This window comes from Curtobacterium flaccumfaciens (assembly GCF_013359815.1).
Taxonomy (GTDB): Bacteria; Actinomycetota; Actinomycetes; order Actinomycetales; family Microbacteriaceae; genus Curtobacterium; species Curtobacterium flaccumfaciens.
On record NZ_JABMCF010000040.1, the window covers coordinates 320,008 to 335,215 of the forward strand.

Sequence of the window (15,208 nt, forward strand, 5' to 3'; positions counted from 1 at the left end):
TCCCCATGATCGACCGGACGGGCCCGGATCTCACCCGTCGGTCCGTGACCGAACGGTGAACGATGGGTGTCGGCGGCGCGGGGCCGGCCGTTCTCGTCGGTGCGCTCCGCCCCGGCGCTCAGACGCGGGCGGCGGTCCGGCCCGGTACCAGGGTGCCGTCGACCGCGTTGTGGGTGACGCCCGTCGAACGGCCGTCGATCTGGTCGACCACGTCGTCGACGGACAGACGACCGATCAGGCCGAGCGGCTGTCGCCACGAGGTGATGCCGAGCAGCTCGGTGGCGAGTGGGGCGACCCCGTCGTAGCCCGTGACCGACAGGTCGTCCGGTGCGCGGAGGCCGCGGCGGCGCATCGACTCGAGCACACCGACGGCCCAGCGGTCGCTCGGCGCCATGATCGCCGTGACACCGCCGGCCCGCAGGACCTGCTCGACGAACGAGTCGAGGTCCTCGGGGTCTGCTCCGTGGTCCTCGGAGCGGATCCGGAGCACCTCGGCGCCGCGCGCACGGAGTCGGCGCACCATCGCGTCGGTCCGCGCCGACTGCGTCAGTGACCCGGACGGTGCGACCGTCAGCACGGCGACGCGACGGTGTCCGAGGTCGGCGACGTGGTCGGCGAGCCCCCGTCCGCCGCCGCGCTCGTCGCAGTACGCGCTGCTCACCGCATCGTTCGTCTCGGGGCGCCCGGAGACCACCGTCGGGATGCGGCCGGCGAAGGGCAGGACGTCGGCGATCGGCAGGGCGCCGCTGCAGACGATGAGCCCCTCGACGCGCAGGGAGACCAGGGTCTCGAGCGCCCGGCGTTCCTCGCTGACCGGGAACGACCCCGCACCCGTGGCGGTGACGACGCGGTACCCGCGCGCCGCCGCCTGCAGCTGGAACGCGGTCAGCAGATGCCCGTAGAAGGGGGTGGAGGCATCGCGGACGAACACCCCGAGCGTGTGCGTGCGGTGGGCCGACATGCCCCGGGCGTTCGCGTTCGCGACGTAGCCCAGGTCGAGCGCCGCCCGCTTGACCCGTTCGGTCGTCGACGGAGCCACGCCGTACGCGCCGGCGAGGGCGCGGGAGACGACCGACTTCGACACACCGGCCAGGGCGGCGACGTCGTGGATGGTCGGGACGGCGGAGTGTCCGGTCACCGCGGGCGCCGTTGTCTGGAGGACTGCACGAGTGTCACGGTAGCCGGAGGGACGCCCGGACCGGGCGACGGTGGTGGTGAACAGTTGGTCACGCCGACCGCCCGGCGCGGGCCGCGGGCGGTCGGTGTGGGTGCCGGGCTAGCGCTTCGTCGCCGGGCGACGGACCGTCAGGCGGTACTCCTTCTTCGTGGTGCCGTCCTGGGCGGTGACCGTGATGCGTGCCGTCCGGCCGGACACGTGCACAGCGGCGGCCGCGTTCGGGTTCGTCGTGTGCACGTGGACGTCGGCGACGCGCAGCGTCCGGACCGGGGCGGTCACGGTCGCACCGTGCGACGAGGCAGCGGCGGGCAGGTGGACACGCACGCCCGCGACCGCGATCGAGGACACGGTGGGGTCGTCCGACACGAGGAAACGCTCGCGCAGGGCGGCGGCCTCGTGCTTGGTCACGCCGATCGTGTCGGTCAGGTACGAGCCCATGCCGCCGTACTCGGTCGCGATGTCCTGCTCGAAGGTGCCCTGCAGCAGCTGCGGTGTCGCCCAGGTCACCCCGAGCTGCGTGTTCGAGAGCAGGTAGTCGTGCAGGATGTCCGCGCTGTCCACGCCGAGGACCCGGTCGAGCAGGTCCACGACGGTGCCGGTGCGGTCCATGCCGTGCGAGCAGTGGATCAGGACCGTGCCGCTGGTGTGCGTGGCGAGGATCCGGAGCACCCGGCGGTACGCGGTGATCATCGACCCGGGTGTCGCCTGGTCGACCCGGCCCTTGTCGACCAGGTCGTGGTACATCGCGGTGTCGTCGCTGTAGTCGCCGTCCGCGCCGAACATCGAGATGTCGACGTGGCGCGCACCCGGGATCGCGACGTCCGGCTTCGCGGCGATCTGGGACGGCGTGCGCAGGTCGACGACGAGGTCGACGTGGTACTCGTCGGCCAGGGTCGTGGCCCCCGCCGCGGTGACCTTGTCGAGTGACTCGGAGCGGATGAGGCGCGGGGCGTTCACGGTCTGCCCGGACCGGCCGTGGACCGCGGCGAGTTCGCGACCGTTGACCAGCCCGGGGACGTCGGTGATCGGGTGGTCGGCGGCGGTGAAGGCCGGCTGCAGGGTGGTGTCGGCGTGGGCGGCCGTGACGGAGAACGCGGCGGAGGCGACGACGGCCAGGCCGGCGAGGGCGGTCGCGGCGACGCGGGTGGTGCGCGGGGAACGGGTGAGTGGGGAGTGGCGGAGCGGGGACACGGGGCAACCTCGATCTGATCAGGACCCGGGGGTCGTGGGGAGCCGGACGTGGTGGCGTCCGGCTCCCCGCAGGATCGCGGCGCGGGTCGTCGGCGGTGTGGCGGCGAGGTGGCCGGGGCGTGTCCGGGTCATGAGGCAGCGCTCAGTCGCCCACCCGGCGGCCAGCGGCTCAGGACGCCGGGGCCAGCCGGTACCGGAACAGCTCGGTGAGGACCTGCTGGACAGGTGTGTAGAGCAGCACCGTCGAACTCGTCGAACCCGTCGTGCTCGTCGTGCCCGTTGCGGCCCTCGTCGAACTGCCCGAGACGATCCCGTACAACCGGTTCGTGGCGCTCATCACCGGTCCGCCGGCGTCGCCCGGCTCGATGCCGGCTCCGGCGCCGCCGCGCGCGGCGGCGAGGTGCTGCACGCCGGGACGGCTCCCTGCCGGCACGCGTGTGGCCGTCCAGGAGCAGTGCAGCCCGCTCGCCGCCCCGCTGGTGCAGAAGGGATCGGCATCTGGCTTGCCGATGCCGGTGACGGCGGCGCGTGTCAGGCCCCCGTCCACCCGGTTGAACACTCGACCCGATGCCCGGGGCGTCCACGTTGCGACGGACGGGTCGCACGACCCGGTCGCCGCCCGGGCCCGGGTGCACGCCAGGGGCGGGACGACGGCGAGTTCGAGGTCCGACTCCGCGGACTGCCAGACCACGTTGCCGACGGTCGCGCCGGCGAGCTGCACGGGTGCCTGCAGCGGCGCGCAGTGCTTCGCGAGCACCACCCACCGGGTCGCTCGCTGGTACTGCTTCAGCTGACTCCGGAACCCTTTGACGGCCAGCACGGCACCGACCGTGCAGGTGCCGCCGGGGACCCCGACCTCGGTGCCGGCGATGATCGGCGCTGCGACCCGGTCGGGGTCGCTCGTGGTGGCCGAGGCCGACGGAGCCCAGGTGAGGGTGGCCCCGACGACGGCCGCCAGGGACACGGCGACGGCCAGGGTGCGGACGAGCGCCGGTTGCGCGTGGCGGGTCACGCGTCAGCCGAGCGTGCGGGTGCCGTTGACGCGTCCGATCACCGACAGGGTGTCCGGGTCACCGAGACGGGCGTGCCAGTGCAGCGTCGTGGTGCCGCGCGGCAGGTCCGGGAACGCCGCGGTGAAGCGGTAGTGGCCGCTGGCGCTGACGACGTCGTCGCCCGAGGTGACCTCGGCGATGTGCTTGTTGAACAGTCCCCGCGGCTTGCCCGGTGCGTCGTAGTAGACGATGACCAGGGTGCCGGGCTTCCCGGTCCCGGCGAAGGTGATGCCGGTGAAGCTCTTCCGGTCGGGCCCGCCGTGGGTCTTCGCGGTGAACGCCACGGACGCAGCCCGGGTCGAGGCGTGTGTGACGTGCGCCGTGTGGGAGATCGTGGCGGCTCCGGCCTGCGCGGGGACCAGGACGCCGGCGGCGAGCGCGCCGCCGAGTGTGACGCAGGTCGCGAGCACGGTCAGTCGGCGGACCGATGGGGAGCGGTGGGTGGACGGGGTCGAACGCATGGGGACTCCTCGGTTCGTGGGTGCGGGCCGGGGTGGCCCGGTGTGCGTGAACGCTAACAACGCGCCAGACGATCGTCTATCGAAATCCTGAAGCTGAGGGGATCAGAGGCATTGCGTCCGGCGTGACCGCTGCCGTCTCCTGGCCAGACGTTCGTATGATGAACAAAGACCCGACCGAGGAGTGCGATGAACCAGCGGCAGCAGGCGAAGACCCGGACCCGCGAGCAGATCATCGAGGCTGCGGCGGCGGAGTTCGCGAGCCACGGCTACGCGGGGACCTCGTTCGCGCGGGTCGCCGCCGCGATGGACCGCCCGAAGTCGGCGATCGGCTACCACGTGTTCTCGTCCAAGCACGAACTCGCCTTCGCGGTCATCGAGCGGCAGCAGGCGCGCTGGGCGGCGATCGACTCACTGATCCGGCAGCCCGAGGGGCTCGAGCACCTGCTCGTCATGCTCACGTCCGCCTGTTCCGACGCCATACGGTGTCCGGTGGCTGCCGGGGCGATCCGCCTGAGTCACGAACTCCGCGGTGCGGGGGAGGTGATTCCACGGGTCTTCACGTGGGACGACTACGTCCGTCGGCACCTGTCGGCTTCGAGCGGCGGCACCGGACCGGCCACCGACCCCGAGTGGGCACGTGCGGCGGACCTCGTGCTGACGTCGACCTTCGGGGTGATGTGGGCCCGGACGAGCGCCCGGCTGACGCGGGACACCGAGGGGCAGCTCCGTGACCTGTGGGCGGCGCTCTTCACCGGGCTCGGACTGCCGGGCGTGCACGCGCTGCTCGAGCAGGTGGAGCCCGTGCGCGTGGGCGGGCACCCGGCAGAGCCCGAGGACTGACCCCGGCGGGCGTGGCATCCCTGCCGTCCCGCCGGGGTGCCTGCCCTACTTCTTCTGCTCGGTGCCGTCCGGGTTCACGACGTACCAGACGCCCTTGTCGCCCTGACCCGTCACGTCACCGGCCTTCTTGTCCCCGATGAAGGTGTAGATCGGTCGGCCGTCGATCGTGATCTGCCGTCCGCCGTCCACGCCCGTGATGGTGCCGACCTTGCCGGTGATGCCGGACACCTTCGGTGTCGCCGTCGTCGCCTCGATCGCGGGCCACGCGGTCGCGCAGCCACCGGTGCAGGTGCTCTTGCCGGAGTCCTTGACGTCGGCGTCGAAGTAGTAGGCGGTCATGCCCTTGCCGTCGACGACGACCTTGCCGAGTGTCGTCGCGGCGACGGTCACGTCGACCGACGGTGACGAGTCGGTCGTCGCGGGCGCGTCGCCCTGCGCAGCGGGGGACGGTGATGGCGAGGGTGCTGCGGATCCGGCGGTGGAGCAGCCGGCGAGGCCGAGGGTCAGGAGCAGCGCGGCCCCGAGTGCGATGGACGCGGGTCGGGATGACGGGGTGCGGTGGGGTGTCGACACGGGGGCTCCTCGAGGTCAGGTCTCGCCGCTGACTGCTGGCCAGACGTTCGTCTAGCGAACGTAACCGCAGGACGGGACGGGAGCCAGCACCCTGCGCGCCCTCTCATCGTGCCGGCCGTGGATCGGTGATCAGCGCTCGGTGTGCTCGACGAGGTGGACGCCCTCGACGCGGCCGAGGACGGCCAGCGACGCGGGGTCGATCAGTCGAGCGCTCCACGACGCCCGGTCGGCTCCACGGGGCAGCTCGGGCAGCGCCGCCGTGAAGGCGAACCGGCCGGTCGAGCCGACGGCGCTGCTGCCCGGCTCGACCTCCGCGACGCGCTCGTTCCCGGAGTCGTCCCCGGGGCTGCCGTAGTGGACGACGACGACGACGGCACCGGGGGTGCCCAGTCCGGCGAACCGCACCCTGACCACTCCGCTGGTGCCGACCGTCCGTGGTGGGCGGATCGCGAACCGGTGCGCGCCGCTCGTCACCGGCGGTGCCCCGAGTGCGGCGCCGAGTGCGCCGGATGCGCCGAGGCCGATCGTCTCGGGACCCGGCGTGGTCGGTGACGGCGCGGGCAGGGCGATGGCGACGGCGAGCGCAGCGATCCCCACGGCGAGGACGATCGGAGACGCCCGGACCCGATCGGTGCTCCGCGGCATGGTCGGCCCCTTCGTGGACGGTGTGCGGCAGAGGCCGCCACCACACACGCTACCGGTTCGCCAGACGATCGTCTGCGCTGACCAACGTGCCGACGCGGACACCGGTCCGTGGTGAGCGGTACTGTTCCCCTTCGTGAGTGTTCGTCGCCGTGCTTCCCGTGTCGTCTCCATCGGGGTGGTCGCAGCCCTTGCAGCGTCGTTGACCGGGTGCGGCGAGGGCGCCGGCGTCGACAGTGACTACGCGAAGATCTGCCGCGACAACGCGACCGAGAAGCGGTTGCCGGACGACGACTGCAACAACCACGGCGGGCACGCCGGCTGGTACTTCCTGCCGCTCTTCGCCAACCGTGCCACGAGGGTCCCCGGCGTCGGGGATGCGGTCTCCGGCGGCACGAGCGCCCTGCCCGCCGGGAAGACCGCGAAGGCTGGCGTCTCGTCCCGCGGGAGCTCGGTCACCAAGGGCGGCTTCGGCGGAGCCGGCGGACACGGTGGGTTCGGCGGCTGATGGAGCGCATCGAGTTCCCCGAGCGTCCGGACTGGCGGCGCCGGATCCAGCAGACCGGGTTGATCTACTCGCGGTCCGTCCGCGACGACGGCACGCCCGTCGAGTACTGGAACGACACCGCCGCGTACGTCTTCACGCTGCCGGAGGTCGAGGCGCTCGAGCGGCAGACCGAGGAACTGCACCGGATGTGCCTCGAAGCCGCCCGGTACCTCGCCACCGGCGCCCTCGGCACGCTGGGCCTGACGCGAGCCGGGTTCGACCTCGCCGCGTGGTCGCTCGAGCACGATGAGCCCGACCTGTACGCGCGGTTCGACCTGGCCTACGCCGGAGACGGTTCACCCGCCAAGATGCTCGAGTACAACGGGGACACCCCGACCGGGTTGATCGAGGCATCGGTCACGCAGTGGCACTGGATGCAGGACCGGCTCGCCACCGGCGAACTCTCCGCCGAGACCGACCAGTGGAACGGCATCCACGAGGCGATGGTGGCGCGCTGGCGGACACTGCTGCACGAGTCCCTGCGCGCCGAGGACGGTGGCCGACTGTTCGTGGCGCACTCCGACCTCGACACGGCGGGCGAGGACTGGGACACGGTGGCCTACATGCGCGACCTGGCGGGGGAGGCCGGGTGGGAGCACACCGGCATCGAGATGAAGGACATCGGCTGGCACGCGACGGCCCGCCAGTTCGTCGGCGACCAGGAGCCGGTCGGTTCGTCGCGGAGCGTGTTCACGCTGCCCGGGGACGCTCCGGGGGCCCAGTACCCGGTGATCCGCAACCTCTTCAAGCTGTACCCGTGGGAGGACCTCGTCTCCGGGGACGACCGGGCGCAGGGCGACGAGGAGTTCGGCGCCTTCCTGGTCAGCGACCGCGGGCGGGTCGGCCGCTGGTACGAGCCGGCGTGGAAGATGTTCCTGTCGAACAAGCTGCTGCTCGTCGCGCTCTGGCGCTTGTTCCCGGGTCACCCGAACCTGCTGCCGGCCTTCGCGGACGGTCCGAACGGCATGCGCGACTTCGTCGTGAAGCCCGTTTTCGGGCGTGAGGGCGACGGCATCGCGGTGCACCGATCCGACGGTTCGGTCACGACGAACGGTCGCGAGTACCGGCGCCCCGGCACCGGGGCCGAACGGGTGTGGCAGCAGTACCACGAGCTCCCGGACTTCCCGGGGTCGAACGGGCACAACCACCCGGTGCTCGGGTCGTGGGTCGTGGGCGGCGAGTCCTTCGGAGTCGGCATCCGCGAGTCCGACGGGCCGATCACGGACTACTGGTGCCGGTTCGCCCCGAACATCATCGCGGCCTGACGTCGGTCAGTTGACGATCTCGCCGCGTTCCTCGGGCGGGATTGCGATGAGTCGTTCCCGCCACTGGCGCAACGCCTCCGGGGTGAGCCGTGTCCATCCGGTCTCCTCGCCGACCACGCGGAGCGGGAGGGCACTGCGGTACGACCGGCTCGGGTTGCCGGGGAACTTCTTGTCGGTCACGTTGGGGTCGTCCTCGAAGGGGCCGGTCGGCTCGACGCGGTACACACGCGGCTCGCGGTCGCCGGGCACGAGCTCGGCCGCGAGTTCGGCCGCGAGCCCCGCTCCGTCGCGGGTGGCCGTGAAGTAGACGTGGTTCATCACGACGTCGGGGCGGTAGTTCGAGCGGAAGCCGGGGGAGAGGAACTCCCCGGGCCGCAGGGCTGCCACTGTGCCGTGCCAGAACGGACCGGTCTCGTCTGCTGCTGCCATGGCGTCAGCCTACGAACGGCTCAGCGCCCGCGTCCGACCAGCGCGCGCCACCGCGGCTGTTCTGAGACGACGACGGCGACGCACAGGGCGGTGACGGCGATCGCGACCGCCGTCGGCCACAGGACCCAGGCTGCAGCGACCGCCCCCACGAGGTGCGCGAGGACCGACGCGATGGTGACCGCTCCCGGTGCCGCGACCGGCGGGTCGCCGCCGGGGCGGTCACCCGGGGTCCCGAACACCGCCGGCGGCACGACGAGGGCCAGCACGGCGGCGACCGCGAGCACCGGTGAGTGGGGCCAGAGCGCCCAGGGCACGGCCACCCACGCGACGAGCTCCGCCAGGAACCGCAGGCCGCCACGCAGCGGGTCGTGACCGACGGGCCTCGACGGGCGCGCCGCCGTGGACACGGTCACCGTGTCGTCGCGGCACGGAAGCCGCGATCCAGGAAGTCGACCATCCACGCGGCACTCGCATCGACGTCCGTGTCCATCTGGAACCCGCCGGACGCCTCGATCGTGGCGAACCCGTGCAGGACGCTGCGGAGCACCCGGAGCGCGTGGACCTCGTCGGCGGGGTCGAGCGGGTAGTCGCGGAGCGCCGCGGCGAAGGACGCCAGGGTGCGGCCGAGTGCGACCGCCAGGGGGTCATCGGCACCGGTCGGCCGGACGCCGACGGCTGCCTGGTACCGCGCCGGGTGCTCCCGGACGCTCCGGCGCACGGTCTGCACCGCCGCCTCGAGCGCACTCCGACCGCTGCGCCCCTGCATGGCGTCGCGGAGTGCGTCACCGAGCTCGTTCGCGCCGAGGATCGCGATCCTGCGCGTGAGGTCGCCGAGTCCGTCGACGTGCTTGTACAGCGACGGTGCCTTCACCCCGAGGCGGTCGGCGACGACGCTCATGCTCAGCTGGGCCAGGCCGATCTCGTCGGCCAGCGTCGCAGCGGCCTCGGTGACGGTCGCCGGGTCGAGCCCCGCCCTAGGCAACGGGACCTGCGACGGGCAGCGTGCGGGCGAGGAACGGCAGCAGCAGGGCGAGGAGCGCTGCCGGCGTCTCGGTGTGGGGGTAGTGACCGGCACCGTCGATCACGGCGAGTTCCCCGAGGCCGTCCGGCAGGTCGGCGAGGATCCGCTCGCCCTCGGCGCGGGGCGCGGCCCAGTCCGGATCGGCACTGCCCTCGACGACGAGCACGGGGCACCGGACGGCACCCAGCTGCTCGCCGGCGTCGGCGGGCGACGTGCGGGTCATGGCGCGGAGGACCGCCATCCGCTCCGGTTGCCGCAGGGTCGTCTCGATCCGGCTGCGCTCCGTCGCCCAGTCGGCGGGCTTGGCGGGGACCGCGATGTCGAGGTACGCGAGCCAGCCGGGCAGGCTGCCGCTCGTCATGACCCGCGCGAGCTGGACGGTGCCGGCGCGGTGCCGGCGGTTGCGCAGCAGTCCGCCCAGGTCGACGGACTGCTTGCGCGTGAACGGCGCCAGCTCGACGATGCCCGCGACCAGGTCCGGTGCGGTGGCCGCGGCGATCGTCGCCGCGCCCCCGCTGATGGACTGCCCGACGACCACGGCCGGGCCACCGAGGTGACGGGCCACCGCGACGAGGTCACGTGCGATGTCGGCGCGCTGGTAGCCGTCCCACCCGGTGCTCGAGTCGCCGCAGCCGCGGAGGTCGACGTTCGCCACCCGGTAGCCGGCCGCGACGAGCTCCGGCACGACGAAGCGGTAGGCGTGCCGGCTGTCGCCCATGCCGTGAGCGAGGACCACGAGCGGCCCTGTTCCGGAGAGGTCGTAGGCGATCGTGCCGCCCTCGGTGTCCAGGTGTTCGAGCATGACGTGGCTCCTTCGGCTACGGGTAGTAACTCATAGGCTAATATCCGTAGCCGACGGTGGCAAGGGGCAGTCGTCACGCATCCAGGTCGAGCGTGGTCGACAGCTCGGGGAACGCCTGCGCCTGCTCGACGAGCTGCTGTCCCTTCTGCACGATCCCCGCCACGCTGTCCGCTCCGGCGGCGAACCGCAGCGGCGGCTCGGGCATCGCGATCAGCGTCAGCAGTACCTGCGCGAGCTTCGCGGGGTCGCCGGACTGGTTGCCCCGCATGCCGCGGAAGAACTCCTTCGACCCGGCCGAGAGCGGGGCGTAGTCGTCGATCGCGACGTCGCCCCAGAAGGTCGAGTCGCCCTCGGCCAGCAGGTCGGTGCGGAAGAAGCCGGGCTCGACCACGGTGGTGTGGATGCCGAAGGGAGCCACCTCGTCGTGCAGGGCCTCCATCCAGCCCTCGAGCGCGAACTTCGACGCCGAGTAGGCGCTCCCACCGGCGCCGGCGACGATGCCCGCGGTGGAGCTGATGCTGACGACGTGCCCGGAGCGCTGCCGTCGCATGACCGGGAGCACGGCGCGCGTCACGGCGAGCGCTCCGAAGAAGTTCGTCTCCATCTGCGCGCGGAACTGCTCGGCTGAGATCTCCTCGAAGTACCCGGCCTGGAAGCTCCCGGCGTTGTTCACCAGGACGTCGACGCCGCCGAAGCGGTGGGTCGCGGCGTCGACTGCGGCTCGGACCGACTCCGGGTCGGTCACGTCGAGCGCGACGGCGAGCAGGCGCTCGTGGTCGCCGAGGACGGCGCGGACCCGCTCGGGGTCGCGTCCGGTCGCCACGACCCGGTGCCCGGCGTCGAGGGCGGTCCGGGCGAAGTCGGTGCCCATCCCGCGGCTCGTGCCGGTGATGAGGAAGGTGCTGGTTCCGGTCATGGGGTGTGGTTCCTGTTCGGTGGAAGGGACGCGAGGCGAGGCAGGGACGCGAGGAAGGGGCGGACGCCCGTCAGCCGCGCACTCGGATGGTGGCGGCGCCGGACGGCAGGTCGCGCACCGCTCCGACGTCGTCGACGGTGCCGATCGGCACGATCCCCGGGAAGCTGCCGACGTCCGTGTAGTACAGGACGATCGACTGGTCGGGCACGTAGTAGGCGATGGTGCCCGCCGGCGCATCGCTCGTGCTCGGGGCGCCGGTCGTGTCGAGCGGCGCGGGGAGCCGGGCGATCTGCTCCTGCCCGCCGTAGTCGGCGAAGGTCAGCGTCGCCGGCAGCCGGGCGGCCAGCGCGCGCGCCGTCGCACTGTCGGTGAACCGGCCGGACAGGGTCTCGCCGTCGAGCTCGATGGTGATGTGCACGGGGTCGGCCTCCGTCGGGGTGGTGATCGTGGGAGCAGCAGTCGCAGTCGCGGCCGCCGATGCCGGCGCCGACGCAGGCGGCTCCGCGCGGTCGACGCCGCTGCACCCGGCGAGCGCCCCCACCACCAGCGCGACGACCGGAGCCAGCGCGAGTGGACGCAGCGCGAGGTGCGGACCCGCGGCGGGACGGCGTCTGGTGCGGACGGGCATCGGGGCTCCCTCGGTTCGTGGACACCACCATCGAAGCCCCACCACCACCCGCCCAGTGAGGCTCCGGCGAAACGGGGTCCAGCCGAACCTCCCTGTCCGCCGGACCATGCCCCTACCGTCGGTCCGTGACCACGACGACCTCCGACCTCCCCGCAACCGACCGGGCCACCGACGGTCGACTGCCCTGGTTCCCGCTCGCCCTGCTCGCCGCGATCGGGTTCCTCCTGGTCGCCATGGAGACGATGCCGGCCGGGCTGCTGCCGGCGATCGCCGACGGGATGGGCACGAGCGAGGGCACGGTCGGCCTGTTCGTCAGCGCGTACGCGATGGGGACGGTCATCGCCACGGTCCCGGCGATCGCCCTGACCCGCGGGTTCCGCCGCAAGCCGCTCATCGTCGCCGCCATCGCCGTGCTCCTCGTCGCGAACACCCTGACCGCGTTCGCCCCGAACGTCGCGGTCGCACTGGTCACGCGGTTCGTCGCCGGCGCGATGTCGGGGACGATCTGGGGCATGTTCGCCACCTACGCGCGGCGGATCAGCCCGGCCCGCTTCGCCGGGGTGTCGCTCGCGATCGTCTCGACGGGCGCGCCGGTGGGGTTCGCGCTGGGCACCCCGCTCGGGTCCTTCATCGGCAACGCCCTGGGCTGGCGGTCGTCGTTGATCGGGCTGAGCCTGGTCGGCGTGGTGGTCCTGGCGCTGATCGCGCTGTTCGTGCCGGACGCCCCGGGGCAGACGAGCGCCGCGAAGCTGTCCGTCGTGCAGGTGTTCCGGATCCGCGGCATCGCGGTCATCCTCGCGGTGATCGCGACGTGGATGGTGGCGCACAACACGATCTACACGTACATCTCGCCGTACCTGCGGGCGACCGGCACCGACCTGAGCGCCGGGCTGGTGCTGCTCGTCTACGGGATCGCCGCGATCCTCGGCGTCGTCGTGACGGGCGCGCTGCTCGACCGGCACCCCCGACCCCTGCTGCACGGCAGCGTCGGCCTGTTCGTCCTGGCGGGCGTGGTGCTGCTCGTCGGGCACACCTCGCCGGTCGCGGTCCTGGTGGCCGCGGGCCTGTGGGGCATCGGCTTCGGCGGTTCCTCCACGCAGCTGCAGGCCGCCCTGACGACCGCCGGCGGCGAGGACGCCGACGTCGCGAGCGCGTTCCTGCCGGTTGCGTTCAACATCGCGATCTTCGCGGCCGGCCTGTTCGGGGCCGCCCTGCTGACGGCCTTCGACGGGCTGGTGCTCGCCGTGGTGATGATCGTGTTCGGGGCGGTCGCAGCGCTCCTCACCGTGATCGGCCGCGGATCGGCGTTCCCCGCGAAGCTCTGACGCGATCGACGACGGCGACCGCGACGGCGACCACGACCACGGGCTGCGATCATGTCCGGGTGCACCACGACGACGACCACCCCCGCCCGGACGTCACGACCGTCGAGATCATCGGCGGCCCGGAACCGGTCACCGTGACCCTGCACCCCGCCGACAGCGGGTGGGCTGCGGTCTTCGCCGACCACCGGCGACGCATCCTGGAGGCCCTCCCCGGCTCCGGCGCGGACGCCCCGGTCGTCGAGCACATCGGCTCCACGGCCGTCCCCGGCCTGGCAGCGAAACCCATCGTCGACATCGTGGTCGTCGTCGCCGACGTCACCGCCGAGGCCACGTACCTCGACCAGCTCCTCGCCGCCGGGTACGAGCTGCGCGTCCGCGAGCCGGGCCACCGCCTGGTCCGGACGCCGGCCCGCGACGTCCACGTGCACGTCTACGAGCGGGGTGCGACGGCGGTCGACGAGTACCTGCTCCTCCGTGACCACCTGCGCGCCGACGCCGACGACCGGGCGCTGTACGAACGGACGAAGCGGGAGCTGCTCGACCGGAGCTGGGACGACATGAACGCCTACGCCGAGGCGAAGACGGCCGTCATCACCGCGATCAAGGAGCGGGCACGACGGAGCCGCGCGTCCTGAGACGCGCGGCTCCTCCGGCCGAGCCTCAGCTCGTCGGGACGACGTCCCAGTGCTCGCGGATCAGGTTGTCGTCGACCCGGAACAGGTCGGCCGCGCCGAACGGGGCGTCGGCCTTCGCCCCGACCGGCTTCGAGAACGTCCACACCAGGTCGCCGTCGGCGAGCGAGATGACGGACTCCTGCTTCGGCAGGCTCTGCGCGGCGCTGCCGGCGAAGAACTGCTTGAGCGCGGCCGTGCCGTTCGCGGCGACCGAGTTGTGCTGCAGGTACGCCGGGTCGAACTTCTCGTCGAGGACGGACACGTCGTGGTCGCGGAACAGCCGGTCGTACGCCGTCACGGCGAGCACCCGGTTGTGCTCCTCCTGCCGCTCGGTCAGGTGACGGTCACGCTTCGCGGCCGGGTACAGGTCGCTGAACATGCTGTTCGTGTTGCCGCTGGCCGGCGTGCCCGTCGGGACCGTCTGACGGAGTGCCCACCACTCGCTGATGCGCCCGTCGCGCATGCGGAACAGGTCGACGGCGGCGTCACCGGTGCGTTCGTCCTTCGGCTTCGCGGTGATCTGCCAGTGCACGGCCACCAGGTCGGCGTCACCGGCGATGTGCTTGATCACGGCGTGGGCACCGGGCACCCGGGAGCGGTCGGCGGTGAACTCGGCGAGCAACGCGGACGGACCCGAGGCGCTCGTCGCACCGTGGGCGACGGCACCGGTCGCGACGGCGGTCCGTGCAGCCGCACGGGCCTTCGCGGACGCGGGCGACCGGAACGCGCACCGGAACAGGTGCCGGACGGTGGCCTCGTTGCGCTGCTCGGCGCGACGGTCGAGCCGTGAGACCGCCGTGCCACCCGAGGTCGTCCGCGCCGCACGGTTCACCGTGTGGTGCGCGGAGGTCGCCGTGGTGACGGAGGTGGAGGAGGAGGTGGAGGTGTGGAGGGGTGCCGCCACGGCCGGACCGGCCACGAGCGACACGGCGATGGCGACCGGAGCTGCCACCGCACACGCCTTGGCGATGATGGGGAGAAGTGATGTCGTCTGCACGGCAGAACGATGGAACCGGACCCTGGAAGCCCACGCGCGCCCTGGAGCCGTCACACGTTGCGACCGTGACCGGCTTCTCAGTCGCGGTGCGCGCCTCCAGGGCGGCCTGTGCGCGCGCTGCCAGGGTGACCCGCTCCCGCTGGTGATCGACGAGCCGGACCTGTGCGACGGCTCACCCGCACTGTCAGCCGATCCCTACGCTCCGGGCTCGTCGATGGCCAGACGGAGCTCGGCGAGCACGGGCAGCGCGGCGCGCAGCGCGTCGACCCCGTCCGGGCCCAGGCGTTCGAGCGCGCCGACCAGGACGTGCTCGGCCGAGGCGTCGTAGACCCGGAGCCGCTCGGACGCGAGCTCGGTCAGGGCGATCTCGGTGCTGCGGCCGTCACCGGTGGCGAGCCGCCGGTGGACGAGCCCGCCGCGTTCCATCGCGGTGACGAGGTTGCTGACCGTGGAGCGGGCGAGGCCGAGGGACCGGCCGAGCGCCGTCGGCGTGAGCCACCCGGCCTCGTCGAGTCGTCGCAGGACCTCGATCTGGGCGTCGGGCAGTTCCGGCAGTGCACCGTCACGGCGTGATGCGTTCAGCAGGGTGCGGCGGAACGGGCCGACCTGGTCGCTGAGCCGCCGGGCGATGTCCCGGAGTCCTGCGGTGTCGTGCTCGCTGCCCATGT

The 15,208-nt window shown here is 72.6% G+C and carries 19 protein-coding genes; 5 read left to right on the forward strand and 14 right to left on the reverse strand.

Annotated elements, in window-relative coordinates; all coding sequences use genetic code 11:
• Window positions 1–118: 118 nt before the first annotated feature.
• The 4 genes from HP445_RS15240 to HP445_RS15255 form a co-directional block, all read right to left on the reverse strand.
• The gene (locus HP445_RS15240; RefSeq protein WP_128779762.1) at window positions 119–1,138 is read right to left on the reverse strand and encodes a LacI family DNA-binding transcriptional regulator; all 1,020 of its coding nucleotides are present in this window, start codon (window positions 1,136–1,138) and stop codon (window positions 119–121) included.
• Window positions 1,139–1,276: 138 nt separating this feature from the next.
• Complete coding sequence (locus HP445_RS15245; RefSeq protein WP_128779763.1) at window positions 1,277–2,368, reverse strand: tyrosine-protein phosphatase; 1,092 nt, start codon at window positions 2,366–2,368, stop codon at window positions 1,277–1,279.
• A gap of 169 nt (window positions 2,369–2,537) precedes the next feature.
• Window positions 2,538–3,380 carry a trypsin-like serine protease gene (locus HP445_RS15250; protein ID WP_128779764.1) on the reverse strand — a complete coding sequence of 281 codons (843 nt, stop codon included), beginning with the start codon at window positions 3,378–3,380 and terminating at the stop codon, window positions 2,538–2,540.
• A gap of 3 nt (window positions 3,381–3,383) precedes the next feature.
• The gene (locus HP445_RS15255; protein WP_128779765.1) at window positions 3,384–3,881 is read right to left on the reverse strand and encodes a hypothetical protein; all 498 of its coding nucleotides are present in this window, start codon (window positions 3,879–3,881) and stop codon (window positions 3,384–3,386) included.
• A 186-nt stretch (window positions 3,882–4,067) separates the two neighbouring features.
• On the opposite strand from HP445_RS15255, the gene HP445_RS15260 reads away from it, so the two are divergent.
• The gene (locus tag HP445_RS15260) at window positions 4,068–4,721 is read left to right on the forward strand and encodes a TetR family transcriptional regulator (RefSeq protein ID WP_128779766.1); all 654 of its coding nucleotides are present in this window, start codon (window positions 4,068–4,070) and stop codon (window positions 4,719–4,721) included.
• A 45-nt stretch (window positions 4,722–4,766) separates the two neighbouring features.
• Here the strand turns inward: HP445_RS15260 and HP445_RS15265 are convergent, their stop codons facing one another.
• Entirely contained in the window at window positions 4,767–5,294 is a 528-nt protein-coding gene (locus HP445_RS15265) for a COG4315 family predicted lipoprotein (protein WP_128779767.1), read from the reverse strand.
• 129 nt (window positions 5,295–5,423) lie between these two features.
• The gene (locus HP445_RS15270) at window positions 5,424–5,939 is read right to left on the reverse strand and encodes a hypothetical protein (RefSeq protein ID WP_128779768.1); all 516 of its coding nucleotides are present in this window, start codon (window positions 5,937–5,939) and stop codon (window positions 5,424–5,426) included.
• 133 nt (window positions 5,940–6,072) lie between these two features.
• On the opposite strand from HP445_RS15270, the gene HP445_RS15275 reads away from it, so the two are divergent.
• Together HP445_RS15275 and HP445_RS15280 are read left to right on the forward strand one after the other, a co-directional pair.
• The gene (locus HP445_RS15275; RefSeq protein WP_152377983.1) at window positions 6,073–6,444 is read left to right on the forward strand and encodes a tRNA-dihydrouridine synthase; all 372 of its coding nucleotides are present in this window, start codon (window positions 6,073–6,075) and stop codon (window positions 6,442–6,444) included.
• Window positions 6,444–7,748 (forward strand): glutathionylspermidine synthase family protein, encoded by a 1,305-nt coding sequence (locus HP445_RS15280; RefSeq protein WP_128779769.1) that lies wholly within the window; start codon window positions 6,444–6,446, stop codon window positions 7,746–7,748. Before HP445_RS15275 ends, HP445_RS15280 begins: the two co-directional genes overlap by 1 nt.
• A gap of 6 nt (window positions 7,749–7,754) precedes the next feature.
• Here HP445_RS15280 and arr read toward each other — a convergent pair whose 3' ends face one another.
• The 6 genes from arr to HP445_RS15310 all read right to left on the reverse strand — a co-directional run bounded on the left by arr (window position 7,755) and on the right by HP445_RS15310 (window position 11,544).
• Window positions 7,755–8,177 carry an NAD(+)--rifampin ADP-ribosyltransferase gene (gene arr / locus HP445_RS15285; protein ID WP_128779770.1) on the reverse strand — a complete coding sequence of 141 codons (423 nt, stop codon included), beginning with the start codon at window positions 8,175–8,177 and terminating at the stop codon, window positions 7,755–7,757.
• Between the two features lie 20 nt (window positions 8,178–8,197).
• Complete coding sequence (locus HP445_RS15290; protein WP_128779771.1) at window positions 8,198–8,590, reverse strand: hypothetical protein; 393 nt, start codon at window positions 8,588–8,590, stop codon at window positions 8,198–8,200.
• Window positions 8,587–9,159: a TetR/AcrR family transcriptional regulator gene (locus HP445_RS15295; RefSeq protein WP_111095176.1), complete on the reverse strand. Its 573-nt coding sequence runs from the start codon at window positions 9,157–9,159 to the stop codon at window positions 8,587–8,589. The genes HP445_RS15290 and HP445_RS15295 overlap by 4 nt, the downstream gene beginning before the upstream one ends.
• Window positions 9,152–10,000 (reverse strand): alpha/beta fold hydrolase, encoded by an 849-nt coding sequence (locus HP445_RS15300; RefSeq protein ID WP_128779772.1) that lies wholly within the window; start codon window positions 9,998–10,000, stop codon window positions 9,152–9,154. The genes HP445_RS15295 and HP445_RS15300 overlap by 8 nt, the downstream gene beginning before the upstream one ends.
• A 73-nt stretch (window positions 10,001–10,073) precedes the next feature.
• Window positions 10,074–10,916: an SDR family NAD(P)-dependent oxidoreductase gene (locus tag HP445_RS15305; protein WP_128779773.1), complete on the reverse strand. Its 843-nt coding sequence runs from the start codon at window positions 10,914–10,916 to the stop codon at window positions 10,074–10,076.
• Between the two features lie 70 nt (window positions 10,917–10,986).
• The gene (locus HP445_RS15310) at window positions 10,987–11,544 is read right to left on the reverse strand and encodes a cyclophilin-like fold protein (RefSeq protein WP_164941094.1); all 558 of its coding nucleotides are present in this window, start codon (window positions 11,542–11,544) and stop codon (window positions 10,987–10,989) included.
• Window positions 11,545–11,669: 125 nt separating this feature from the next.
• On the opposite strand from HP445_RS15310, the gene HP445_RS15315 reads away from it, so the two are divergent.
• Together HP445_RS15315 and HP445_RS15320 are read left to right on the forward strand one after the other, a co-directional pair.
• Window positions 11,670–12,869, forward strand: a complete 1,200-nt coding sequence (locus HP445_RS15315; RefSeq protein ID WP_241660351.1) for an MFS transporter — start codon at window positions 11,670–11,672, stop codon at window positions 12,867–12,869.
• Between the two features lie 59 nt (window positions 12,870–12,928).
• On the forward strand, window positions 12,929–13,504 hold the full coding sequence (locus HP445_RS15320) for a GrpB family protein (protein ID WP_128779775.1): 576 nt from the start codon (window positions 12,929–12,931) through the stop codon (window positions 13,502–13,504).
• 25 nt (window positions 13,505–13,529) lie between these two features.
• Here HP445_RS15320 and HP445_RS15325 read toward each other — a convergent pair whose 3' ends face one another.
• Both HP445_RS15325 and HP445_RS15330 read right to left on the reverse strand, forming a co-directional pair.
• Window positions 13,530–14,540 (reverse strand): nuclear transport factor 2 family protein, encoded by a 1,011-nt coding sequence (locus tag HP445_RS15325; protein WP_241660352.1) that lies wholly within the window; start codon window positions 14,538–14,540, stop codon window positions 13,530–13,532.
• A gap of 195 nt (window positions 14,541–14,735) precedes the next feature.
• On the reverse strand, window positions 14,736–15,206 hold the full coding sequence (locus HP445_RS15330) for a MarR family winged helix-turn-helix transcriptional regulator (RefSeq protein ID WP_017885670.1): 471 nt from the start codon (window positions 15,204–15,206) through the stop codon (window positions 14,736–14,738).
• Window positions 15,207–15,208 lie beyond the last annotated feature (2 nt).

Excerpts from the sequence above, each read along its gene's own strand:
- HP445_RS15260 (WP_128779766.1), top strand. The coding sequence starts at position 4,068 with ATGAACCAGCGGCAGCAGGCGAAGACCCGGACCCGCGAGCAGATCATC.
- arr (WP_128779770.1), bottom strand. The coding sequence starts at position 8,177 with ATGGCAGCAGCAGACGAGACCGGTCCGTTCTGGCACGGCACAGTGGCA.
- HP445_RS15330 (WP_017885670.1), bottom strand. The coding sequence starts at position 15,206 with ATGGGCAGCGAGCACGACACCGCAGGACTCCGGGACATCGCCCGGCGG.
- HP445_RS15300 (WP_128779772.1), bottom strand. The coding sequence starts at position 10,000 with ATGCTCGAACACCTGGACACCGAGGGCGGCACGATCGCCTACGACCTC.
- HP445_RS15270 (WP_128779768.1), bottom strand. The coding sequence starts at position 5,939 with ATGCCGCGGAGCACCGATCGGGTCCGGGCGTCTCCGATCGTCCTCGCC.
- HP445_RS15255 (WP_128779765.1), bottom strand. The coding sequence starts at position 3,881 with ATGCGTTCGACCCCGTCCACCCACCGCTCCCCATCGGTCCGCCGACTG.
- HP445_RS15305 (WP_128779773.1), bottom strand. The coding sequence starts at position 10,916 with ATGACCGGAACCAGCACCTTCCTCATCACCGGCACGAGCCGCGGGATG.
- HP445_RS15280 (WP_128779769.1), top strand. The coding sequence starts at position 6,444 with ATGGAGCGCATCGAGTTCCCCGAGCGTCCGGACTGGCGGCGCCGGATC.
- HP445_RS15310 (WP_164941094.1), bottom strand. The coding sequence starts at position 11,544 with ATGCCCGTCCGCACCAGACGCCGTCCCGCCGCGGGTCCGCACCTCGCG.